Source organism: Streptomyces sp. NPDC048484 (genome assembly GCF_040651415.1).
GTDB lineage: Bacteria > Actinomycetota > Actinomycetes > Streptomycetales > Streptomycetaceae > Streptomyces.
In genome coordinates this window covers 90,400-110,855 of record NZ_JBEZJY010000034.1, presented here as the reverse complement: position 1 = coordinate 110,855, position 20,456 = coordinate 90,400, and the positions used below count along the sequence as shown (strand labels likewise).

The following is a 20,456-nucleotide window of genomic DNA, read 5'->3' as shown; positions in this document are numbered from 1 at the left end:
CCCCCAGGGGGACACCGGAAACGGTGTCCCCCTCTCTGTGAGGCTGTGTAAGGACAAACTGATCATGTACAAGCTCGCCTTCCGGCTCCTCTTCAAGCGGATGGACCCGGAGCAGGCCCACCACCTCGCCTTCCGCTGGATCCGGCTGGCCGTCCGCGTCCCCGTCCTGCGGACCTTCGTCGCCGCCGTGCTCGCGCCCCGGTACAAGGAGCTGCGGACCGAGGCGTTCGGACTGCGGATGCACGGGCCGTTCGGCCTCGCGGCCGGTTTCGACAAGAACGCCGTCGCTGTCGACGGGATGTCGATGCTCGGCTTCGACCACGTCGAGATCGGCACGGTCACGGGGGAGGCACAGCCGGGCAACCCCAGGAAGCGGCTGTTCCGCCTTGTGCCGGACCGCGCGCTGATCAACCGCATGGGGTTCAACAACGAGGGCTCCGCGGCCGTGGCGGAGCGCTTGAGGGCCCGTACGCCCGTCTTCAGGACGGTCCTGGGCGTCAACATCGGCAAGACCAAGCTCGTTCCGGAGGGCGAGGCCGCCGCCGACTACGTGAAGTCCACCGAGCGACTGGCCTCGTACGCCGACTATCTCGTGGTCAACGTCAGCTCCCCGAACACCCCGGGGCTGCGCAACCTCCAGGCGACCGAGTCGCTGCGGCCCCTGCTCACCGCCGTCCGCGAGGCCGCCGACCGCACGGTGACCACGCGCCGCGTGCCGCTGCTCGTGAAGATCGCACCGGACCTCGCGGACGAGGACGTCGACGCCGTCGCCGACCTCGCCGTCGAACTCGGCCTGGACGGGATCATCGCCACGAACACCACCATCGCGCGCGAGGAACTGGGCCTGCGGTCCGACGCCTCCCTCGCCGGGGAGAGCGGCGGACTCTCGGGCGCACCGCTGAAAGCACGCTCCCTGGAGGTGCTGCGCCGCCTCTACGCGCGCGTGGGGGACCGGATCACCCTCGTGGGCGTCGGCGGCGTCGAGAACGCCGAGGACGCCTGGCAGCGCATTCTGGCGGGCGCCACGCTGGTCCAGGGCTACAGCGCCTTCATCTACGAGGGCCCCTTCTGGGGTCGCGCCGTCCACAAGGGACTCGCGGCGCGGCTTCGCACGAGCCCGTACGCCACCCTCGCCGACGCGGTCGGCGCCGACGTGAGGACGAAGGTATGAGCGCAGACGGTATGAGCCAGGAACCCTTCGGCGCACGCCTGCGCCGTGCCATGGACGAGCGCGGCCCGCTGTGCGTCGGAATCGACCCGCACGCCTCCCTGCTCGCCGACTGGGGCCTGAACGACGACATCGCTGGCCTTGAGCGCTTCAGCCGCACCGTCGTGGAGGCGCTGGCCGGCCGGGTCGCCGTACTGAAGCCGCAGAGCGCGTTCTTCGAGCGCTTCGGGTCGCGCGGTGTCGCCGTACTGGAGAAGTCGGTCGAGGAGGCGCGCGCGGCCGGGGCGCTGGTCGTCATGGACGCCAAGCGCGGTGACATCGGTTCGACCATGGCGGCGTACGCCTCCGCTTTCCTGGAGAAGGGCTCGCCGCTGTTCTCGGACGCGCTCACCGTTTCGCCGTATCTCGGCTACGGGTCGCTCAAGCCGGCGGTCGAGCTCGCCCGGGAGAGCGGCGCCGGGCTGTTCGTGCTCGCGCTGACCTCCAACCCGGAGGGCGCCGAGGTGCAGCACGCGGTACGCCCTGAGGACACGGCTCTTCGGAACGTAGGCGCGACGATGCTGGCGCATCTGGCCGAGGAGAACGCGGGACAGACCCCGATGGGCTCCTTCGGGGCGGTCGTCGGCGCCACGCTCGGCGACCTCTCCTCGTACGACCTCGCCATCAACGGCCCGCTCCTCGCTCCCGGGATCGGTGCCCAGGGGGCGACCCCGGCCGACCTTCCCCGGGTCTTCGGAGCGGCGGTGCACCAGGTGGTGCCGAACGTCAGCCGGGGTGTCCTGCGGCACGGACCCGACATCGCCGCGCTACGCGCGTCGTCGGACCGCTTCGCGGAGGAGATCAGGGCGGCGGTACGAGCGGCTTAGCGGGCCGTGTCGCGCCTTCGGCGTACGTCTTCCGGAGGGCCCGCGTCTGAATACATGCTCAAATCCGGGGAGTTTTGTCGGAAATGTCGGACTCGATAGAGGCTGACCAGGACTTTTCCGCTGTTCTCGCTGACTCCGGCGGACTTGCCCGCTAGTCTCCGACGAGAGTCAACGGGCAAGACAGTTGCTCGTTGCTCACCAGGTGTGGAGCGATCAGGTTCCGCACCGGTCCGTATCCGACAGTTCGACATCCGAGGTGACGTAGGCGTGGCTCTTCCGCCCCTTACCCCTGAACAGCGCGCAGCCGCGCTCGAAAAGGCCGCCGCGGCTCGCCGGGAGCGGGCCGAGGTCAAGAATCGACTCAAGCACTCCGGCGCCTCCCTCCATGAGGTCATCAAGCAGGGTCAGGAGAACGACGTCATCGGCAAGATGAAGGTCTCCGCTCTCCTGGAGTCCCTGCCGGGCGTGGGCAAGGTCCGCGCCAAGCAGATCATGGAGCGACTCGGGATCTCCGAGAGCCGCCGTGTGCGGGGTCTCGGCTCCAATCAGATCGCCTCCTTGGAGCGCGAGTTCGGCGGCGGTGCTGCCTGACGTTCTCAGGCACCCCTGAGAACCTGGATAATCGCCGCATGGCAGCAACACTCCGGGGGACGTCCCCCGTACCCCCGGACGCACGTCCGCGGCTGACCGTGCTCTCCGGCCCCTCCGGGGTCGGCAAGAGCACGGTCGTCGCTCATATGCGCAAGGAACACCCCGAGGTCTGGCTCTCGGTGTCGGCGACGACCCGTAGGCCACGCCCCGGTGAGAAGCACGGCGTCCACTACTTCTTCGTCAGTGACGAGGAGATGGACAAGCTGATCGCCAACGGCGAACTGCTCGAGTGGGCGGAGTTCGCGGGCAACCGCTACGGCACGCCTCGTGACGCCGTGCTCGAACGGCTGGAGTCCGGCGAGCCGGTCCTCCTGGAGATCGATCTTCAGGGAGCCCGGCAGGTCCGCGAGTCCATGCCCGACGCTCTGCTGGTGTTCCTGGCTCCTCCCTCCTGGGAGGAGCTGGTGCGCAGACTCACCGGGCGGGGCACCGAGCCGCCCGAAGTCATCGAGCGCCGGCTGGCGGCCGCCAAGATCGAACTGGCGGCCGAGCCGGAGTTCGATGTCACCCTGGTCAACACCTCTGTCGAGGACGTGGCTCGTGAGCTGCTAGCCTTGATGGAAGTTGTCTGATCTTTCAAGTCTCTTCTAAGGTCAGTATCCCCCTTTCGGAAGGCAGAGCGTGTCCTCTTCCACCACCGCGCCCGAGGGCATCATCAACCCTCCGATCGACGAGCTCCTCGAGGCAACCGACTCGAAGTACAGCCTGGTGATCTACGCGGCCAAGCGTGCCCGCCAGATCAACGCGTACTACTCGCAGCTCGGTGAGGGTCTCCTCGAGTACGTCGGTCCCCTCGTGGACACGCACGTCCACGAGAAGCCGCTGTCGATCGCCCTCCGGGAGATCAACGCGGGTCTGCTGACGTCGGAGGCCATCGAGGGCCCGGCTACGTAGTATTTTCGGTTTGCAGTTTGTTTATCCACAGGCCCGGCAGCGCGACTGCCGGGCCTGTGGTGTGTGATGGGGACGTACGTTTTCCAGACATACATTTTCCGGGCGTACGTGATCCAGAGGGTCGGGGAGAGACGTGGACAAGCCGAAGGTCGTGCTGGGAGTCAGCGGAGGCATCGCCGCCTACAAGGCGTGCGAGCTGCTGCGCCGACTGACCGAGTCCGGGCACGACGTGCGCGTCGTACCCACCGGGTCCGCGCTGCACTTCGTCGGCGCCGCGACCTGGTCCGCCCTCTCCGGACATCCCGTCTCGACCGAGGTCTGGTCGGACGTGCACGAGGTGCCGCACGTGCGGATCGGCCAGGGGGCCGACCTGGTCGTCGTCGCGCCCGCCACCGCGGACCTGCTGGCGAAGGCGGCCCACGGACTGGCCGGCGACCTCCTCACGAACACCCTGCTCACCGCCCGCTGTCCGGTCGTCTTCGCGCCCGCCATGCACACCGAGATGTGGGAACACCCGGCCACGCAGGAGAACGTGGCGACGCTGCGCCGCCGGGGTGCCGTCGTCATCGAGCCCGCCGTGGGCCGGCTGACCGGCGTGGACACCGGCAAGGGGCGACTGCCCGACCCGTCGGAGATCTTCGAGATCTGCCGCCGGGTGCTCGCGCGGGGCGCGGCCGGACCGGACATCGCGGAGCGTCCGGACCTCGCGGGGCGTCACGTCGTCGTCAGCGCAGGGGGCACACGCGAGCCGCTCGACCCGGTCCGCTTCCTCGGCAACCGTTCCTCCGGGAAGCAGGGGTACGCCCTCGCGCGCACCGCAGTGGCCCGGGGCGCGCGGGTCACACTGATCGCCGCGAACACCGGGCTGCCGGACCCGGCGGGCGTCGACGTCGTCCAGGTCGGCACCGCCGTGCACCTGCGCGAGGCCGTACTCAAGGCGGCTCCGGACGCCGACGTCGTGGTGATGGCGGCGGCGGTGGCGGATTTCCGGCCCGCGGCATACGCGGCGGGAAAGATCAAGAAGAAGGACGGGGAGGAACCGGAGCCGATCGTTCTCGTTCGTAACCCGGACATTCTCGCGGAGATCTCGGCGGACCGTGCCCGCACCGGACAGGTGGTCGTCGGTTTCGCCGCCGAGACGGACGACGTCCTGGCCAACGGCCGGGCGAAGCTCCGCCGCAAGGGCTGCGACCTCCTCGTCGTCAACGAGGTGGGGGAGCGCAAGACCTTCGGCTCAGAGGAGAACGAGGCGGTCGTGCTCGCCGCCGACGGAGGCGAGACCGCGGTGCCGTACGGACCCAAGGAAGCACTGGCCGAAACCGTGTGGGATCTCGTGGCGCGCCGCCTGGGATGAATGGCTCAATCGCATCAGGAGACCCAAGGCGTCACAAGGCGTGACAAAACATCACAAGGTGCCGCTTGGAACCGGCTTGCAGGAGTGTGGGAACCTGGCGGAGACGGTCATCGTGTCGCAGAATGCGCGTGCCGCAGGTCACAGCGCTTCCGAGAGGCGAGACAGTAGCCCTGCGGCGGAGTACGACCGATAAACTGTTCTCGGACGACGCCGGGCGCAGCTCCCGGCCGTCCGCCAATGATCAGCCAGCAGCCGCTGCAACCACAGGGAGCGTTGTGTCCCGTCGCCTGTTCACCTCGGAGTCCGTGACCGAAGGTCACCCCGACAAGATCGCTGACCAGATCAGCGACACCATCCTCGATGCGCTTCTGCGTGAGGACCCGCACTCCCGGGTCGCCGTCGAGACGCTGATCACGACCGGCCTCGTGCACGTGGCCGGTGAGGTCACGACCAAGGCCTACGCGCCGATCGCGCAGCTCGTGCGCGACAAGATCCTTGAGATCGGCTACGACTCCTCGAAGAAGGGCTTCGACGGGGCGTCCTGTGGCGTGTCCGTGTCGATCGGCTCCCAGTCGCCCGACATCGCGCAGGGTGTCGACACCGCGTACGAGAAGCGGGTCGAGGGCGACGAGGACGAGCTCGACAAGCAGGGCGCGGGCGACCAGGGCCTGATGTTCGGCTACGCGACGGACGAGACCCCGGAGCTCATGCCGCTCCCGATCCACCTCGCGCACCGGCTCGCGCGCCGCCTCTCCGAGGTCCGCAAGAACGGGACGATCCCGTACCTGCGCCCCGACGGCAAGACCCAGGTCACCATCGAGTACGACGGCGACAAGGCGGTCCGCCTGGACACGGTCGTCGTCTCCTCGCAGCACGCCTCGGACATCGACCTGGACTCGCTGCTGGCGCCCGACATCCGCGAGTTCGTGGTGGAGCCCGAGCTGAAGGCACTCCTGGACGACGGCATCAAGCTGGAGACCGAGGACTACCGGCTCCTGGTCAACCCCACCGGCCGCTTCGAGATCGGCGGCCCGATGGGCGACGCCGGCCTGACCGGCCGCAAGATCATCATCGACACCTACGGCGGTATGGCCCGCCACGGTGGCGGCGCGTTCTCCGGCAAGGACCCCTCCAAGGTCGACCGCTCCGCCGCGTACGCCATGCGCTGGGTCGCGAAGAACGTCGTCGCGGCGGGCCTCGCCTCGCGCTGCGAGGTCCAGGTCGCCTACGCGATCGGCAAGGCCGAGCCCGTCGGCCTCTTCGTCGAGACCTTCGGCACCGCGAAGATCGACGCCGAGAAGATCGAGACGGCCATCTCCGAGGTCTTCGACCTCCGCCCGGCCGCGATCATCCGCGACCTCGACCTGCTGCGGCCGATCTACTCGCTGACCGCCGCGTACGGCCACTTCGGGCGCGCACTGCCCGAGTTCACCTGGGAGAAGACGGACCGGGTGGACGCACTGCGGAAGGCGGCGGGGCTCTAACCCGCTCCGGTCGGCTCAAGTTCCGCTGTTCTCGCGCCGGTTCCCGGCATCCCTCGGGATGCCGGGAACCGGCGTTTTCCGTCGCGTGGCTTCGTGTATCCCGGGCGCGTGGCGGTGTCAGTGCGGTCTGGTAGGAATGCAGCTGTGAGCAGCGAGGACGGGCAGGCGGGCGGCGGGGCCGAAGGGGCGCCGCCGGAGCAGCTTGCGTTGATCCGGGATGCCGTGCGCAAAGCTCCGCGCGCCAAGCCGCGGACCTGGCGCGGGGCCGCGGTCGCCAAGAACCTTCCTGTCGCGCGGGTGCTCGTCGACAAGGGCGTACTGCATCTCGACCGCTACTTCGACTACGCCGTGCCCGAGGACCTCGACGCCGACGCGCAGCCGGGGGTGCGGGTACGTGTGCGGTTCGGGGCCGGCCGGCATCGGGTGCGGGAGGGGCGGCGCGAGGGCGGCGGGCTGATCGACGGATTCCTCGTCGAGCGGCTGGCCGAGTCCGAGTACTCGGGGCCGCTCGCGGCCCTTGCCCAAGTCGTCTCGCCCGAGCCCGTGTTGAACGAGGAGTTGCTCGGCGTCGCGCGAGCCGTCGCCGACCGGTACGCCGGGAGCCTGGCCGACGTGCTGCAACTGGCCGTCCCGCCGCGCAACGCCAGGGCCGAGGGAAAGCCGTCGCCCGAGCCGCTGCCCGCCCCCGAAGCGCCCGCCGTGGGGTCCTGGGTCCGGTACCCGCGAGGGGCCGCCTTCATCGAGTCACTCGCGGGCGGCGGGGCACCCCGGGCCGTGTGGAACGCGCTCCCGGGGCCCGGCTGGGCCGAGGAACTGGCGCGGGCCGTGGCGGCGACGCTCGCCTCGGGACGTGGCGCGCTCGTCGTCGTGCCGGACGGGCGGGCCGTCAGCCGGGTCGACGCCGCGTTGACCTCGGTGCTGGGGGAGGGCAGGCATGCCGTACTCACCGCCGAGGCCGGGCCCGAGAAACGCTACCGGCAGTGGCTGGCCGTGCGGCGTGGGTCCGTACGGGCCGTGGTGGGGACCAGGGCCGCCATGTTCGCGCCCGTCCAGGATCTGGGCCTGGTGGCTGTCTGGGACGACGGGGACGGCAGCCACAGTGAGCTGCACGCGCCTCAGCCGCACTCGCGGGAAGTGCTGTTGCAGCGGGCCGCCCATGACAAGTGCGCCTTCCTGCTGGGCAGTTGGAGCTGCACTGTCGAGGCCGCACAGCTCGTCGAGAGCGGCTGGGCGGCTCCGATCGTCGCCGAGCGGGAGACGGTACGGGAGGCGGCTCCGCTCGTACGGACCGTCGGGGACCAGGACCTGGCGCGGGACGAGGCGGCCCGGGCCGCGCGGCTGCCCACCCTCGCCTGGCAGGCCGTCAGGGAAGGGCTGAAGCACGGGCCCGTACTGGTGCAGGTGCCCCGGCGGGGTTACGTACCGCGGATGGCCTGCGCGCAGTGCCGGGCGCCCGCGCGGTGCAGGCACTGCGCCGGGCCGTTGGAAGGGCAGGACGCCGGCGGCCTGCGGTGCGGGTGGTGCGGGCAGGAGGAGAGCGGCTGGCACTGTCCCGAGTGCGGCGGGTTCCGGCTGCGGGCGCAGGTCGTGGGGGCGCGGCGGACCGCCGAGGAGCTGGGGCGCGCGTTCCCCGCCGTGCCGGTGCGGACCTCGGGGCGCGAGCAGGTGCTGGACACGGTGCCGGGGTCGCCCGCGCTGGTCGTCAGCACGCCGGGCGCCGAGCCCGTGGCCGAGGGCGGCTACGCGGCGGCGCTGTTGCTCGACGGCTGGGCGATGCTCGGTCGGCCGGACCTGCGGGCCGGAGAGGAGGCGTTGCGGCGCTGGATCGAGGCGGCGGCACTGGTGCGGGGGCAGCGGGACGGCGGGACCGTGGTGGTCGTCGCCGAGCCGACGTTGCGGCCCGTGCAGGCGCTGGTGCGGTGGGATCCGGTCGGGCACGCCGTTCGTGAGCTGGCCGAGCGGGCCGAGCTGGGGTTCCCGCCGGTGTCGCGGATGGCGTCCGTGGCCGGGACGGCGGAGGCACTCGCCGAGTTCCTCGCCGCGGCCGAACTGCCCGGAGAGGCCGAGTTGCTGGGCCCGGTGCCGCTGCCTCCGCCGGATCCGGGGCGGCCGAGGCGGGCGGGCGCGGCGCCCGCCGGCGAACCGTGGGAGCGGGCGTTGATCCGGGTACCGCCGGGGAAGGGAGCCGCGCTGGCATCCGCCCTGAAGAGCGCGCAGGCGGCTCGGATGGCTCGTGGGGGGAGCGGGGGCAGCGGCGGGAGTGAGGCCGTACGGATTCGGATCGATCCGCCGGACATCGGGTGATCTCCCGACTGTCGCTGTCGCTGTCGCTGTCGCCGTTGCCGCCGACGCTGCTGTCGCTGCGGTGAGGGCGGCCGATTGGTGGCCGGTACGCGTCTGCCCCCGAGCTCTTTCGGGGGCAGACAGGCGCGTGTTCAGGGGCGGACGGGTGAGTACGTCAGCCGTTGCGGGGGCCCGGGAAGGCGCTCGGCCTGGCCTCCTCGCGGAGGGTGGGGCTGCCTGCCGTCGGCTGAGTCGGCATGGGCATCGGCACGGGCATGGGCATCGGCATGGAGCGGGCGGCCGGGACCGTGGGGATGCCCGTGTTGACGGCGACCGTGCGGGCTCCCGACGGCTCGGTCGCCCGCTCGGCCTCGGCGGCGGCCTGCGCGGTCGCCCGGCGAGCGCCGTACCGGCGGTGCACCGCCTGTTTCGTGACACCGAGGGCCGAGCCCACCGCGTCCCAGGAGAAGCCCAGTGAGCGGTCGAAGTCCACGGCGGCCGTGACCAGGGTCTCGACACTGTCCCGCAGCTCCTGGGCGAGACGGACGGTCGGAGCGGGTGCGCGTCCGTAGACGACGAAGCCCGTGGAGGGGCCGGAGCGGCGCGGGCGGTAGACGTTGCCCAGTTGGGCTGTCAGCGTGCGCAGTGCGTCCACCTGCCGGCGGACTCGCTCGATGTCCCGCACCAGCAAGTGCAGGCTGGCCCGAGCCTGGGCGTCGTGGGTTGCGTGGTCGGCCATGAACAAGCCTCTCGAACCGGCGTTGAAAAGGTCCGGGCCGCGATTGCGGCCCGTTTTGGTCAACTCTTTCTTGACCAACGCGTTTCACGGTGAGTGGTCACGCATCAGGGGCGTGGGACCGGATACGTACGCCCCCGGCGGTCTGCTGAGCGCTCGCCTCGGCACCGTCCTGACGAGGGCCTTTACCGCCTGGGGCAGCCGTGCGGCAGCTCCGCGGCGGTTTTGTCGGGTGGTCCGAATCCGTCGATGGCCGCCGGTCATGGGTGCGCCGGACGGGGGAGGGAACCCGCTCAGCCGTCGTCGTGCGTTGCCGTCCGGGGCCGTCCGGTCCAGCCTGCTCGGTCCGGTCCGGTGCGCTGGGGCCAGGTCCCGTCCCGTACGTGACCGCGGCCGAGGGGAGCTTCGGCAGTGCGCCCCATAGACTGGTGCGCTGCCCGTTGTGAATCCGCCCGAGAGGCCGACTGCCACCCATGAAGCTCGTCTTCGCCGGTACCCCCGAGGTCGCCGTTCCCGCTCTGGACGCCCTGATCGCCTCCGGGCGGCACGAGGTGGCCGCCGTAGTCACGCGGCCCGACGCGCCGGCCGGACGGGGGCGCAGGCTCGTCGCGAGCCCCGTCGCCCAGCGCGCCGAGGACGCCGGGATCGAGGTGCTCAAGCCGGTGCGGCCACGGGACGAGGACTTCCTCGCACGGCTGCGGGAGATCGCCCCCGACTGCTGTCCCGTGGTGGCCTACGGTGCGCTGCTTCCCCGGGTCGCGCTCGACATCCCCGCACACGGCTGGGTCAACCTGCACTTCTCGCTGCTGCCCGCCTGGCGCGGCGCGGCGCCCGTACAGCACGCGGTCATGGCCGGGGACGAGATCACCGGTGCGTCCACGTTCCTCATCGAGGAGGGGCTCGACTCCGGGCCCGTCTACGGGACCGTCACCGAGGAGGTGCGGCCCACCGACACCAGCGGGGACCTGCTGACGCGGCTCGCCTTCGCCGGGTCCGGACTGCTCGCGGCGACCATGGACGGGGTCGAGGACGGCACCCTCAAGGCCGTACCGCAGCCGGCGGACGGCGTCACCCTGGCTCCGAAGATCACCGTCGAGAACGCCCATGTGGACTGGACGGCGCCGGCGCTCCGGGTCGACCGGGTCGTACGCGGCTGTACGCCCTCGCCCGGTTCGTGGACCGTCTTCCGCGGGGAGCGGCTCAAGCTGATCCAGGTTGCGCCGGTTCCTGAGCGGACGGATCTGGCGCCGGGGGCGTTGTCGGTCGCGAAGAACAACGTGTACGTCGGAACCGGGTCGTATGCCGTCGAGTTGTTGTGGGTGCAGGCTCAGGGGAAGAAGCCGATGCGGGCGGCCGACTGGGCCCGGGGGGTTCGGATCGCCTCCGGCGAGGTGGTCGGGGCGTAGCCGGCCTTCGCGGCCGGCCGCGCCCACGCGGCGGAGCGGCATGGATGGCACAGCCCCCTCGACACCGGCGCCCTGGGAAGGGTGCTGCCCCGGGGCGACGTACGCTGGACCTGTATCTCTTCCACTAGCCGGAGCACCTTTTACGTGAACGAGCAGTCTCGTAGGCCCCGTCAGCAGGGCAAGCCCTATCGCCGTCCGAAGAAGGACGCCGTGCGGATGCTCGCCTTCGATGCGTTGCGGGCGGTGGACGAGCGGGACGCGTACGCGAATCTCGTGCTGCCGCCCCTGCTGCGAAAGGCGCGGGAGAAGGGCGACTTCGACGGACGCGACGCGGCACTGGCCACGGAGCTCGTGTACGGGACGCTGCGCCGGCAGGGGACGTACGACGCCGTCATCGCGGCGTGTGTGGACCGGCCGTTGCGCGAGGTCGATCCGCCGGTCCTTGACGTGCTGAGCCTGGGTGCGCATCAATTGCTCGGGACGCGGATCCCGACGCATGCCGCCGTGTCCGCGACCGTCGACCTCGCGAGGGTCGTGCTCGGGGACGGGCGGTCGAAATTCGTCAACGCCGTGCTGCGGAAGATCTCGCGGCAGGATCTGGACGGCTGGATCGAGCAGGTCGCGCCGCCCTACGACGAGGACGCCGAGGACCATCTCGCCGTCGTGCACTCGCATCCGCGGTGGATCGTCTCGGCGTTGTGGGACTCGCTGGGCGGCGGGCGCTCGGGCATCGAGGATCTGCTCGAAGCCGACAACGAGCGGCCCGAGGTGACCCTGGTCGCCAGGCCCGGGCGTTCCACCGCGGAGGAGATCCTCGGCGCGCTCGGCGAGGAGACCGCGCTGCCGGGGCGCTGGTCGCCGTACGCCGTGAGGTTGTCCGAAGGCGGCGAGCCGGGCGCCATCGACGCCGTACGCGAAGGGCGGGCCGGCGTCCAGGACGAGGGCAGCCAGTTGGTGGCCCTCGCTCTCGCCAACGCGCCCCTGGAGGGGCCGGACAAGGCCTGGCTCGACGGGTGCGCGGGACCCGGCGGCAAGGCGGCCATGCTCGCCGGGCTCGCCGCCGAGCGCGGGGCCGTGCTGCTCGCCTCCGAGAAGCAGCCGCACCGGGCCAAACTGGTCGCGAAGTCGCTCGCCGGGAACCCCGGGCCGTACCAGGTCATCGCCGCTGACGGGACGCGGCCGCCATGGCGTTCGGGGACCTTCGACCGCGTACTGGTGGACGTGCCCTGCACGGGGCTCGGTGCCCTGCGGCGGCGGCCCGAGGCCCGCTGGCGGCGGCGGCCCGAGGACCTGGACGGGTTCGCGCCGTTGCAGCGCGGGCTGCTGCGTACCGCGCTCGACTCCGTGCGGGTCGGCGGTGTCGTCGGGTACGCCACCTGCTCGCCGCACCTCGCCGAGACCCGGGCCGTGGTCGACGACGTACTCAAGCAGCAGGACGGCGAACTGCTCGACGCCCGGCCGCTCTTTCCGGACGTCCCGGCTCTGGGCGACGGTCCGGACGTCCAGCTGTGGCCGCACCTGCACGGCACGGACGCGATGTATCTGGCGCTGATCCGCCGGACCGGCTGACCACCGGCTGACCCGGCTGACCACCGGTCGGCCCCTGCCGACACCCATGCCGCCCGTCGTGGGCCCGGACTACTCCGCCGGGCCACCCGGTCGTGAAGCTGGCCCTGAAGTCGGTTCTGAAGCTGGAGCTGGGGCTGGGGAGTCCGCGCCGGTCGCCGGGGCCTTCGGCGGACGGTCCGTGTCTGCGCTGCCGTTGCCCGGGCCACCGTCCTCGTGGGCCAGCCGGTGCGGCCACCAGACCTTCGGCCCCACGTCCAGGAACAGCGATGTCACCAGGACCGATCGCACGACGAACGTGTCGAGCAGTACGCCCAGGGCCACCGCGAACCCGATCTCGGCGAAGGCGACCATCGGCAGTGTCCCCAGGGCGGCGAAGGTGCCCGCGAGGACCAGGCCCGCCGAGGTGATGACCGCGCCGGTGGCGGCAAGGCCGGTGACCACGCCCTTGCGCGTCCCCTGACGGGCGGTCTCCTCGCGGATGCGGGTGCTCAGGAAGATGTTGTAGTCGATGCCCAGCGCCACCAGGAAGACGAAGACGAACAGCGGGAAGTCCGTCGACTCGCCCGCGTAGTCGAACAGGTACCGGAACGCGAGCGCGCTGATGCCCAGCGCGGTGGCGAAGGACAACACCACCGTGCCGATCAGGAGCAGCGGGGCGACCAGGGCGCGGAGCAGGGCGCAGAGGATCAGCAGCACCACGACCAGCACCAGCGGGATGATCAGGACGTTGTCGTGCGTCGTCGCCCTGTCCATGTCCAGCAGAGCCGCCGTACCGCCGCCGACCTGGGCGTCGGCGTCCGGTACCGCGTGCACGGCGTCCCGTACCCGCTCCACCGTCCGCTTCGCGGCCTCACCGTCCGCGGGATCGGTCATGGTGGCCTCGACGAGGAACCTGCCCTCGAACCCGGGTTTCGTGCCGGGCGGCAGAACGAGGGATTCCGGCACGACACCGCGGGTGTCCGCGACCGCCCGGCGGACCTCCTGCGCCCGGGCGCGGTCGCCGACGACGACGAGCGGATCGCCGCTGCCCGCGGGGAAGTACCGCGCGGACACCTCCTGGCCGGTGATCGAGTCGGGTTCACCGGTGAAGGCGTCGGCGTTGCTGATGCCCTCCGCGCGCAGCTGGACGAGGCCCAGCGACAGCAGCGCGAGCGCCGCCGCCGTGACGCCCCAGACCAGCCGGGGGCGGCGGGAGAAGCGGTTGCCCATCCGCGCCCAGACACCGTGGGCGGTCGGATCGGCGGAGCCGGAGTGCGGGATCACCGGCCAGAAGATCCAGCGGCCGAAGATCACCAGCAGGGCCGGGAAGAGCGTCAGCATCGCCGTCAGCGCCACGGCGACACCGATGGCGGCGACCGGGCCGAGGCCGCGCGTCGAGTTCATCTCGGCGGCGAGCAGCACCAGCATGCTCAGGACGACGGTGGCGCCGGACGCGACCACGGCCGGGCCCGCCCGGTGCAGGGCCAGCGCCATGGCCTCGTGGCGGTCCTCGTGGCGGCGCAGCTCCTCCCGGTAGCGGGCCACCAGGAGCAGGGCATAGTCCGTCCCCGCGCCGAAGACGAGAACCGTGAGGATGCCCGCGCTCTGGCCGTTGACCGTCAGCCCCGCGTGCTCCGCGAGCAGATAGATCAGCGCCTGCGCGGTGAACAGCGCGGCGACCACGCCGAGCAGCGGGACCACCAGCAGGGTCGGGCTGCGGTAGGTGAGCAGCAGCGTCACGATGACGACGGCCATCGCCGAGATCAGCAGGGTGGAGTCGATGCCCTCGAAGGCCTCGGAGAAGTCGGCTGACGTGCCGCCCGGGCCTGTGATGTGCACGGCGAGCCCGTCGCGCCCCTTGCCGCCCTCGTCGGTGTACTCACGGATCGCGTCGACCGCGGGCGCGATGCGCTCCCAGCCCTTCTCGTCCATCGTGATCGGCACGGAGACCTGGGCCGCCCGTGGGGCCGTCCTCCGGTCGTACGCGGGGCCGAGGGTCTCCGCACCCCGCAGGCCGTGCGCGTGCAGCTCCTTGAGCTCTCGTACGTCCTCGGCGATCCGGTCCCGGTCCGCTGCCGTGAGGCCGTCCGCACGGGCGTACACGACGATCGCGGGGATCTGCTGCGGCCTGAAGTCCTCCGAGGCCTCCAGGACTTGGGTCGACTCGGCGGAACCGGGCAGCCAGGAGGCCGCGTCGTTGTCCTGGGCGTCGGTGAGCTTCTGGGCGAAGGGTGCCGTCAGCACGAGCAGCACCAGCCACAGTCCCACCACGAGCCACTTGGACCGCCGGCCGCAGACCAGTCGGCCGACACCCCGCCGTTGCTTTCCCCGCGCGTCCGACATGGCCACCCCCGTAGCCGCTCATGGAGCCGCTGAGCCGACAAGGATGGCATGGCCCGTCCCGCTGGTGCAGCCCCTCGACTCGAACGAGTTGGTACATACCGAACGGTCCGAGCCGGGACCGGGAGGCAACCGGCTCCGGACATGGCAGGCTTGTGGCATGGCCGCGCAGATCAACCCCAGCATCCTCTCCGCCGACTTCGCCCGCCTTGCCGAGGAGGCAAGGGCGGTGGAAGGGGCCGACTGGCTGCATGTCGACGTGATGGACAACCATTTCGTCCCGAACCTCACACTCGGTGTGCCGGTCGTAGAGTCTCTGGCACGTGCGACGGACACGCCGCTGGACTGCCATCTGATGATCGAGGACGCCGATCGGTGGGCTCCCCAGTACGTCGAGGCGGGTGCCGGTTCCGTCACCTTCCACGCCGAGGCGGCCGCGGCGCCCGTACGGCTCGCCCGCGAAATCCGCGCCAAGGGTGCCCGCGCCTCCATGGCGCTCAGGCCGGCAACCCCCATCGAGCCGTACGAGGACCTGCTCCCCGAACTCGACATGCTGCTGATCATGACCGTCGAGCCGGGCTTCGGGGGACAGGCGTTTCTCGACATCATGCTCCCGAAGATCCGCCGCACGCGTGAGCTGATCAGCAAGCACGGTCTCGAACTGTGGCTGCAGGTCGACGGCGGGGTCTCGGCCTCCACCATCGAGCGCTGCGCCGAGGCGGGGGCCGACGTCTTCGTCGCCGGCTCGGCCGTCTACGGGGCCGACGACCCCGCCCAGGCGGTACGTGCATTGCGCACGCAGGCGGAGGGGGCGACGGCCCAGGCAGCATGGGCATGCGACCACTGAACCAAGGGAACGTGAACGCCGCCCCTCAGGGCTGATCAAGTACGCCGGATCTGCAAGGATGAACGGCGAATCCAGAGTGTGAACAGCAGTGAGGAGATCCCCGTGTCGGGTATGTCGGCGGGCCGGGCAGCCATGCGGATGGGACCCGCCGAGCTGGTGCAGGCGGCGGCCATGGCCCGCCGCTTCTACCTTGAGGGCAAGTCCAAGATCCAGATCGCCGAGGAGTTCGGTGTCAGCCGCTTCAAGGTGGCCCGGGTCCTGGAGACCGCTCTCGAACGGGATCTCGTGAGGATCGAGATCCGTGTTCCCGCCGAGCTGGACGCGGAGCGCTCCGACGCGCTGCGCGCCCGCTACGGTCTGCGGCATGCCGTTGTCGTCGAGTCCCCGGCCGAGGCCGAGGAGTCGCCCGACCCGGAGAACCTCGGTGAGGTGGCCGCCGACCTGCTCGGTGAGCTGGTGGCCGAGGGCGATGTGCTCGGCCTCGCCTGGGGCCGCTCCACCATCCACATGGCGGCGGCGCTCGACCGGCTGCCGCCGTGCACGGTGGTGCAGCTGACGGGTGTCTACGACGCCGGGACTGCCGAGCGCGGCTCGGTCGAGGCCGTCCGCCGGGCCGCCCAGGTCTCCGGCGGCGACGCCCATCCCATCTACGCGCCGATGCTGCTGCCGGACGTGGCCACCGCATCCGCGCTGCGCAGTCAGACCGGGATCGCCCGGGCCTTCGAGTACTTCGACAAGGTCACCGTGGCCTGCGTGTCCATCGGGTCCTGGGAGGCCGGGATCTCGACGGTGCACGACATGCTCACCGAGGAGGAGCGCGCCCACTACGCGTCCCTCGGAGTCGAGGCCGAGATGTCCGCGCACCTCTTCGACGCCGAGGGCCGCCGCGTCGGGCGGGACCTGGGGGAGCGGTGCATCACCGTCGAGGCCGACCGGCTGCGGAGGATCCCCGAGGTTGTCGCGATCGCCGGCGGGGCTCGCAAGGCGGCCGCCATCGACGCGGTGCTGCGGTCGGGCCTCGTCACCAGCCTGGTGACGGACACGGCGGCCGCGGACGCCCTGATGACGGCGGGCCGGACACCGCGTCCCGCCCTCGACCGGGAGGACCCCGACGGGCCCTGATCCGCTTCCCCGTCCGGTCCCGGTCCGCGACACCGATGATCACTACAACTCGTTCAGGGCGGTGCTGAGATGACGCACGACGTGCCGGGCCCGCACGTGGTCACGCTGGACCTCGACGGCGTCGCGGACAAGGCGGGCCTCATGGAGCGCTGCGTACGCGCCCTGGAGCTGCCGGACTGGTTCGGCCGCAACTGGGACGCGCTCGCCGACAGCCTCACCGACCCGTCCGTGTGGCCCCCGGCCGCCGGCGACGCAGGGCTGCTGGTCGTCGTCACCGGCTGGCGGGCGTACGCGCGCACGCGGCCCGACGAGTGGGATATCGCCGAGGACGTCTTCGCCCAGGCGGCGGGCCGCACCCCGGCGCTCACCGTGGCGCTGGCCCTTGGAGGTTCCCACCAGTAGCCGGCGGGCCGGCCTGGATGATCGGCCGAGGGCGTGCATACCCCCCGACATGGGACGATGCAGTACGTGCTCTTCCCTCGGGCTGTCCTGTTCGGGGGCCACCTCTGATCGACTGGGATGTGCAGCACGTGCGTTTCCTCAACGACATCCAGCCCGCGTACGACCTGACGTACGACGACGTCTTCATGGTGCCGAGCCGTTCCGCGGTCGGCTCGCGGCAGGGCGTCGACCTGGCTTCGCCGGACGGCACCGGCACCACGATTCCGCTGGTGGTCGCCAATATGACCGCGATCGCGGGCCGCCGGATGGCCGAGACCATGGCCCGCCGCGGCGGGCTCGTCGTCATCCCGCAGGACATCCCGATCGAGGTCGTCACCGAGGTCGTCTCCTGGGTCAAGAGCCGCCATCTCGTGCTGGACACCCCGATCGTCCTCGCCCCGCACCAGACCGTCGCCGACGCGCTGTCCCTGCTCCCCAAGCGCGCGCACAACGCCGGTGTCGTGGTGGACGGCGAGAGCAGGCCGGTCGGTGTGGTCACCGACGCCGACCTGAGCGGAGTCGACCGCTTCACGCAGCTGTCCGAGGTCATGTCCCGTGACCTGTTGCTGCTCGACGCCGGGATCGAGCCGGGCGAGGCGTTCACCAGGCTCGACCACGCCAACCGCAGGTACGCCCCGGCCGTCGACAAGGACGGCAGGCTCGCCGGCATCCTCACCCGCAAGGGCGCCCTGCGCGCCACGCTCTACACCCCCGCCACCGACGCGGACGGCCATCTGCGCATCGCGGCCGCCGTCGGTATCAACGGCGATGTCGCGGGCAAGGCCAAGCAGCTGCTCGCGGCGGGCGTCGACACGCTCGTCGTGGACACCGCCCACGGCCACCAGGAATCGATGATCTCCGCGGTCCGGGCCGTCCGCGGCCTCGATCCCCAGGTGCCGATCGTCGCGGGCAACATCGTCGCCGCCGAGGGCGTACGCGACCTGATCGAGGCCGGCGCCGACATCATCAAGGTCGGTGTCGGACCGGGCGCCATGTGCACCACGCGCATGATGACCGGCGTGGGCCGCCCGCAGTTCTCGGCCGTCCTGGAGTGCGCGGCCGAGGCGAAGAAGCACGGCAAGCACGTGTGGGCCGACGGTGGTGTGCGGCACCCGCGCGATGTCGCCATGGCGCTGGCCGCGGGCGCGTCGAACGTCATGGTCGGCTCGTGGTTCGCCGGTACCTACGAGTCCCCGGGCGACCTCCAGCAGGATGCCCAGGGACGTCTCTACAAGGAGTCGTTCGGCATGGCGTCCGCGCGTGCGGTGCGCAACCGCACGACGGAGGAGTCGGCGTACGACCGGGCCCGCAAGGCGCTGTTCGAGGAGGGGATCTCGACCTCCCGGATGTTCCTCGACCCGTCCCGGCCGGGCGTCGAGGACCTGATCGACTCGATCATCGCGGGTGTGCGCTCCTCGTGCACCTACGCCGGCGCCAACTCCCTGGAGGAGTTCGCCGAGCGGGCCGTCGTCGGAATCCAGAGCGCCGCGGGCTACGCGGAGGGCAAGCCGCTGCACGCCAGCTGGAGCTGAACGCCGCGCCCGCGCTGCGGAGCCGCAGAGCTCCGCAGCCCCGCGCAATGAACGTCCGCCCCGCGCCGAGGAACGCAACGATCCTGCGGAGACGCGCAAGGGTGCTGCATTACGGCCGGAAAGTCCGGCCTCATAGAGTCGTGCGCTGAACGTAGTGTGGCGGGGACCCCGTGCACGGTGGTCCCTCACACCGGGCTGTCGTGGGGCCGCGCCGCCTTGACCGGCAGCGATGAAGGAGCCAGCCGCGTGCACGACCACGGCGCACCCCTGCAGTCCCGCAGTCACCCCACTCCCAGCCCCGCCTCCGTTCCCACGCCCCCGGGCTCGGGGTCGGGCTCGGGTCTGATGCGCCGCAAGCCCGTGGAGAGCCTGGTCGCCGAGAGCGGGCAGGGGGAGGGCGGCAGCCTTCGGCGCTCCCTCGGCCTGTGGCAGCTGACGATGATCAGCATCGGTGCCACGCTCGGTACCGGCATCTTCGTGGTGCTCGGCGAGGCCGTCCCGAAGGCGGGCCCGGCCGTCACCGTCTCCTTCGTGATCGCCGGACTCACCGCGCTCTTCTCGGCCCTCTCGTACGCCGAGCTCGCGGGCACCATCCCGGTCTCCGGATCCTCGTACTCGTACACGTACGCGACCATGGGCGAGCTGATCGCCTGGATCTGCGGCTGGTGTCTCGTCCTGGAGTACGGCGTCTCCGTCGCGGCCGTGGCCGTCGGCTGGGGCGAGTACCTGAACGAGCTGCTCGACGGCACGATCGGCGTCACCATCCCGGACGCGCTCTCCGCGCCGCCCGGCGACGGCGGGATCTTCAACCTGCCCGCGCTGATCGTCGTCCTGCTCGCCATGGCGTTCCTGCTCGGCGGCGCCCGCGAGTCCGCGCGCGCCAACACCGTCATGGTCGTCGTCAAGATCGCCGCGCTGCTGCTGTTCTGCGTGATCGGTCTGCAGGGCTTCCGTTCCGGGAACTACGAGAACTTCATGCCGGTCGGCATGGCCGGCGTCAGCGCCGCCGGAGCCACCCTCTTCTTCTCGTACATCGGGTTCGACGCGGCCTCCACCGCGGGCGAGGAGGCCAAGAACGCCCAGCGCGACCTGCCCCGCGCCATCATGCTCTCCCTGATCATCGTGACCGCGCTGTACGTGCTCGTCGCTGCCGTCGCCGTCGGTGCCAGGCCCTGGCAGCGGTTCACCGGCTCGGAGGCCGCGCTCGCCGGGATCATGAAGGACGTCACCGGTCACGCCTTCTGGGGCACGCTGCTGGCGGCCGGAGCGGTCGTCGCCATCGCGAGTGTCGTGCTGACCGTGCTCTACGGGCAGACCCGCATCCTCTTCGCGATGTCCCGAGACGGACTCGTGCCCAAGGTCTTCTCGCGCGTCCACCCGAGGAGCGGGACCCCGCGCGTCAACACGGTCATCGTGTCCCTGTTCTGCGGTGTCCTCGCCGCCGCGATCCCGCTCGGGCAGCTCGCCGACGCGACCAGCATCGGCACGCTCTTCGCCTTCGCGCTGGTCAACGTGGCCGTGGTGGTGCTGCGGCGTACCCGGCCCGAGATGCCCCGTACGTTCCGGGTGCCGCTGTCGCCGGTGATGCCCGCGGTGGGCTTCGGCCTCTGTGTGTGGATGATGGGCAGCCTCGACACCGTGACCTGGGTGGTCTTCGGGGTCTGGATGGCTGTCGGGCTCGTGTTCTACTTCAGTTACGGCTACCGGCGCTCACGTCTGGTGCTGTGACCGGGCCGGTCGGCTGAGCGGGGGCCCAGCCGTCGGCAGCCCGTCCCAGCCGTCAG

Annotated in this window: 17 protein-coding genes; 15 read left to right on the top strand and 2 right to left on the bottom strand. The window is 71.2% G+C overall.

What is annotated here, in order from left to right; all coding sequences use genetic code 11:
• Window positions 1–64: 64 nt before the first annotated feature.
• From AB0D14_RS30560 to AB0D14_RS30525, 8 genes are all read left to right on the top strand, one after another.
• Window positions 65–1,171 carry a quinone-dependent dihydroorotate dehydrogenase gene (locus AB0D14_RS30560; protein ID WP_362785572.1) on the top strand — a complete coding sequence of 369 codons (1,107 nt, stop codon included), beginning with the start codon at window positions 65–67 and terminating at the stop codon, window positions 1,169–1,171.
• 11 nt (window positions 1,172–1,182) lie between these two features.
• Complete coding sequence (pyrF, locus tag AB0D14_RS30555; protein ID WP_362785604.1) at window positions 1,183–2,034, top strand: orotidine-5'-phosphate decarboxylase; 852 nt, start codon at window positions 1,183–1,185, stop codon at window positions 2,032–2,034.
• A gap of 267 nt (window positions 2,035–2,301) precedes the next feature.
• Window positions 2,302–2,625 carry an integration host factor gene (locus AB0D14_RS30550; protein ID WP_005319887.1) on the top strand — a complete coding sequence of 108 codons (324 nt, stop codon included), beginning with the start codon at window positions 2,302–2,304 and terminating at the stop codon, window positions 2,623–2,625.
• A gap of 38 nt (window positions 2,626–2,663) precedes the next feature.
• Window positions 2,664–3,257, top strand: coding sequence for a guanylate kinase (gene gmk, locus AB0D14_RS30545; RefSeq protein WP_362785570.1), 594 nt, complete (start codon window positions 2,664–2,666; stop codon window positions 3,255–3,257).
• Window positions 3,258–3,306: 49 nt separating this feature from the next.
• Window positions 3,307–3,579, top strand: a complete 273-nt coding sequence (gene rpoZ / locus AB0D14_RS30540) for a DNA-directed RNA polymerase subunit omega (RefSeq protein ID WP_362785567.1) — start codon at window positions 3,307–3,309, stop codon at window positions 3,577–3,579.
• A gap of 133 nt (window positions 3,580–3,712) precedes the next feature.
• Complete coding sequence (gene coaBC, locus AB0D14_RS30535; protein WP_362785563.1) at window positions 3,713–4,933, top strand: bifunctional phosphopantothenoylcysteine decarboxylase/phosphopantothenate--cysteine ligase CoaBC; 1,221 nt, start codon at window positions 3,713–3,715, stop codon at window positions 4,931–4,933.
• Between the two features lie 275 nt (window positions 4,934–5,208).
• On the top strand, window positions 5,209–6,417 hold the full coding sequence (gene metK / locus AB0D14_RS30530) for a methionine adenosyltransferase (RefSeq protein WP_362785560.1): 1,209 nt from the start codon (window positions 5,209–5,211) through the stop codon (window positions 6,415–6,417).
• A gap of 144 nt (window positions 6,418–6,561) precedes the next feature.
• Window positions 6,562–8,721 (top strand): primosomal protein N', encoded by a 2,160-nt coding sequence (locus AB0D14_RS30525; protein ID WP_362785557.1) that lies wholly within the window; start codon window positions 6,562–6,564, stop codon window positions 8,719–8,721.
• A 154-nt stretch (window positions 8,722–8,875) separates the two neighbouring features.
• Here the strand turns inward: AB0D14_RS30525 and AB0D14_RS30520 are convergent, their stop codons facing one another.
• The gene (locus AB0D14_RS30520; protein WP_362785554.1) at window positions 8,876–9,439 is read right to left on the bottom strand and encodes a hypothetical protein; all 564 of its coding nucleotides are present in this window, start codon (window positions 9,437–9,439) and stop codon (window positions 8,876–8,878) included.
• A 470-nt stretch (window positions 9,440–9,909) separates the two neighbouring features.
• On the opposite strand from AB0D14_RS30520, the gene fmt reads away from it, so the two are divergent.
• Both fmt and AB0D14_RS30510 read left to right on the top strand, forming a co-directional pair.
• On the top strand, window positions 9,910–10,842 hold the full coding sequence (gene fmt, locus AB0D14_RS30515; RefSeq protein ID WP_362785550.1) for a methionyl-tRNA formyltransferase: 933 nt from the start codon (window positions 9,910–9,912) through the stop codon (window positions 10,840–10,842).
• 144 nt (window positions 10,843–10,986) lie between these two features.
• Window positions 10,987–12,411 (top strand): transcription antitermination factor NusB, encoded by a 1,425-nt coding sequence (locus tag AB0D14_RS30510; RefSeq protein WP_362785547.1) that lies wholly within the window; start codon window positions 10,987–10,989, stop codon window positions 12,409–12,411.
• 69 nt (window positions 12,412–12,480) lie between these two features.
• Here AB0D14_RS30510 and AB0D14_RS30505 read toward each other — a convergent pair whose 3' ends face one another.
• Complete coding sequence (locus AB0D14_RS30505) at window positions 12,481–14,733, bottom strand: MMPL family transporter (protein WP_362785545.1); 2,253 nt, start codon at window positions 14,731–14,733, stop codon at window positions 12,481–12,483.
• 157 nt (window positions 14,734–14,890) lie between these two features.
• Here AB0D14_RS30505 and rpe point away from each other — a divergent pair, with 157 nt between their 5' ends.
• The 5 genes from rpe (at window position 14,891) to AB0D14_RS30480 (ending at window position 20,400) form a co-directional block, all read left to right on the top strand.
• Window positions 14,891–15,577 (top strand): ribulose-phosphate 3-epimerase, encoded by a 687-nt coding sequence (gene rpe, locus AB0D14_RS30500; protein ID WP_362785543.1) that lies wholly within the window; start codon window positions 14,891–14,893, stop codon window positions 15,575–15,577.
• 78 nt (window positions 15,578–15,655) lie between these two features.
• Window positions 15,656–16,699: a sugar-binding domain-containing protein gene (locus tag AB0D14_RS30495; protein ID WP_362785540.1), complete on the top strand. Its 1,044-nt coding sequence runs from the start codon at window positions 15,656–15,658 to the stop codon at window positions 16,697–16,699.
• A gap of 69 nt (window positions 16,700–16,768) precedes the next feature.
• Window positions 16,769–17,101: a barstar family protein gene (locus AB0D14_RS30490; RefSeq protein ID WP_362785538.1), complete on the top strand. Its 333-nt coding sequence runs from the start codon at window positions 16,769–16,771 to the stop codon at window positions 17,099–17,101.
• A gap of 128 nt (window positions 17,102–17,229) precedes the next feature.
• Complete coding sequence (locus AB0D14_RS30485; RefSeq protein ID WP_362785602.1) at window positions 17,230–18,672, top strand: GuaB1 family IMP dehydrogenase-related protein; 1,443 nt, start codon at window positions 17,230–17,232, stop codon at window positions 18,670–18,672.
• Between the two features lie 246 nt (window positions 18,673–18,918).
• Window positions 18,919–20,400: an amino acid permease gene (locus AB0D14_RS30480; RefSeq protein WP_362785535.1), complete on the top strand. Its 1,482-nt coding sequence runs from the start codon at window positions 18,919–18,921 to the stop codon at window positions 20,398–20,400.
• Window positions 20,401–20,456 lie beyond the last annotated feature (56 nt).

Excerpts from the sequence above, each read along its gene's own strand:
- AB0D14_RS30520 (WP_362785554.1), bottom strand. The coding sequence starts at position 9,439 with ATGGCCGACCACGCAACCCACGACGCCCAGGCTCGGGCCAGCCTGCAC.
- pyrF (WP_362785604.1), top strand. The coding sequence starts at position 1,183 with ATGAGCCAGGAACCCTTCGGCGCACGCCTGCGCCGTGCCATGGACGAG.
- gmk (WP_362785570.1), top strand. The coding sequence starts at position 2,664 with ATGGCAGCAACACTCCGGGGGACGTCCCCCGTACCCCCGGACGCACGT.
- AB0D14_RS30505 (WP_362785545.1), bottom strand. The coding sequence starts at position 14,733 with ATGTCGGACGCGCGGGGAAAGCAACGGCGGGGTGTCGGCCGACTGGTC.
- rpe (WP_362785543.1), top strand. The coding sequence starts at position 14,891 with ATGGCCGCGCAGATCAACCCCAGCATCCTCTCCGCCGACTTCGCCCGC.
- fmt (WP_362785550.1), top strand. The coding sequence starts at position 9,910 with ATGAAGCTCGTCTTCGCCGGTACCCCCGAGGTCGCCGTTCCCGCTCTG.
- AB0D14_RS30560 (WP_362785572.1), top strand. The coding sequence starts at position 65 with ATGTACAAGCTCGCCTTCCGGCTCCTCTTCAAGCGGATGGACCCGGAG.
- AB0D14_RS30490 (WP_362785538.1), top strand. The coding sequence starts at position 16,769 with ATGACGCACGACGTGCCGGGCCCGCACGTGGTCACGCTGGACCTCGAC.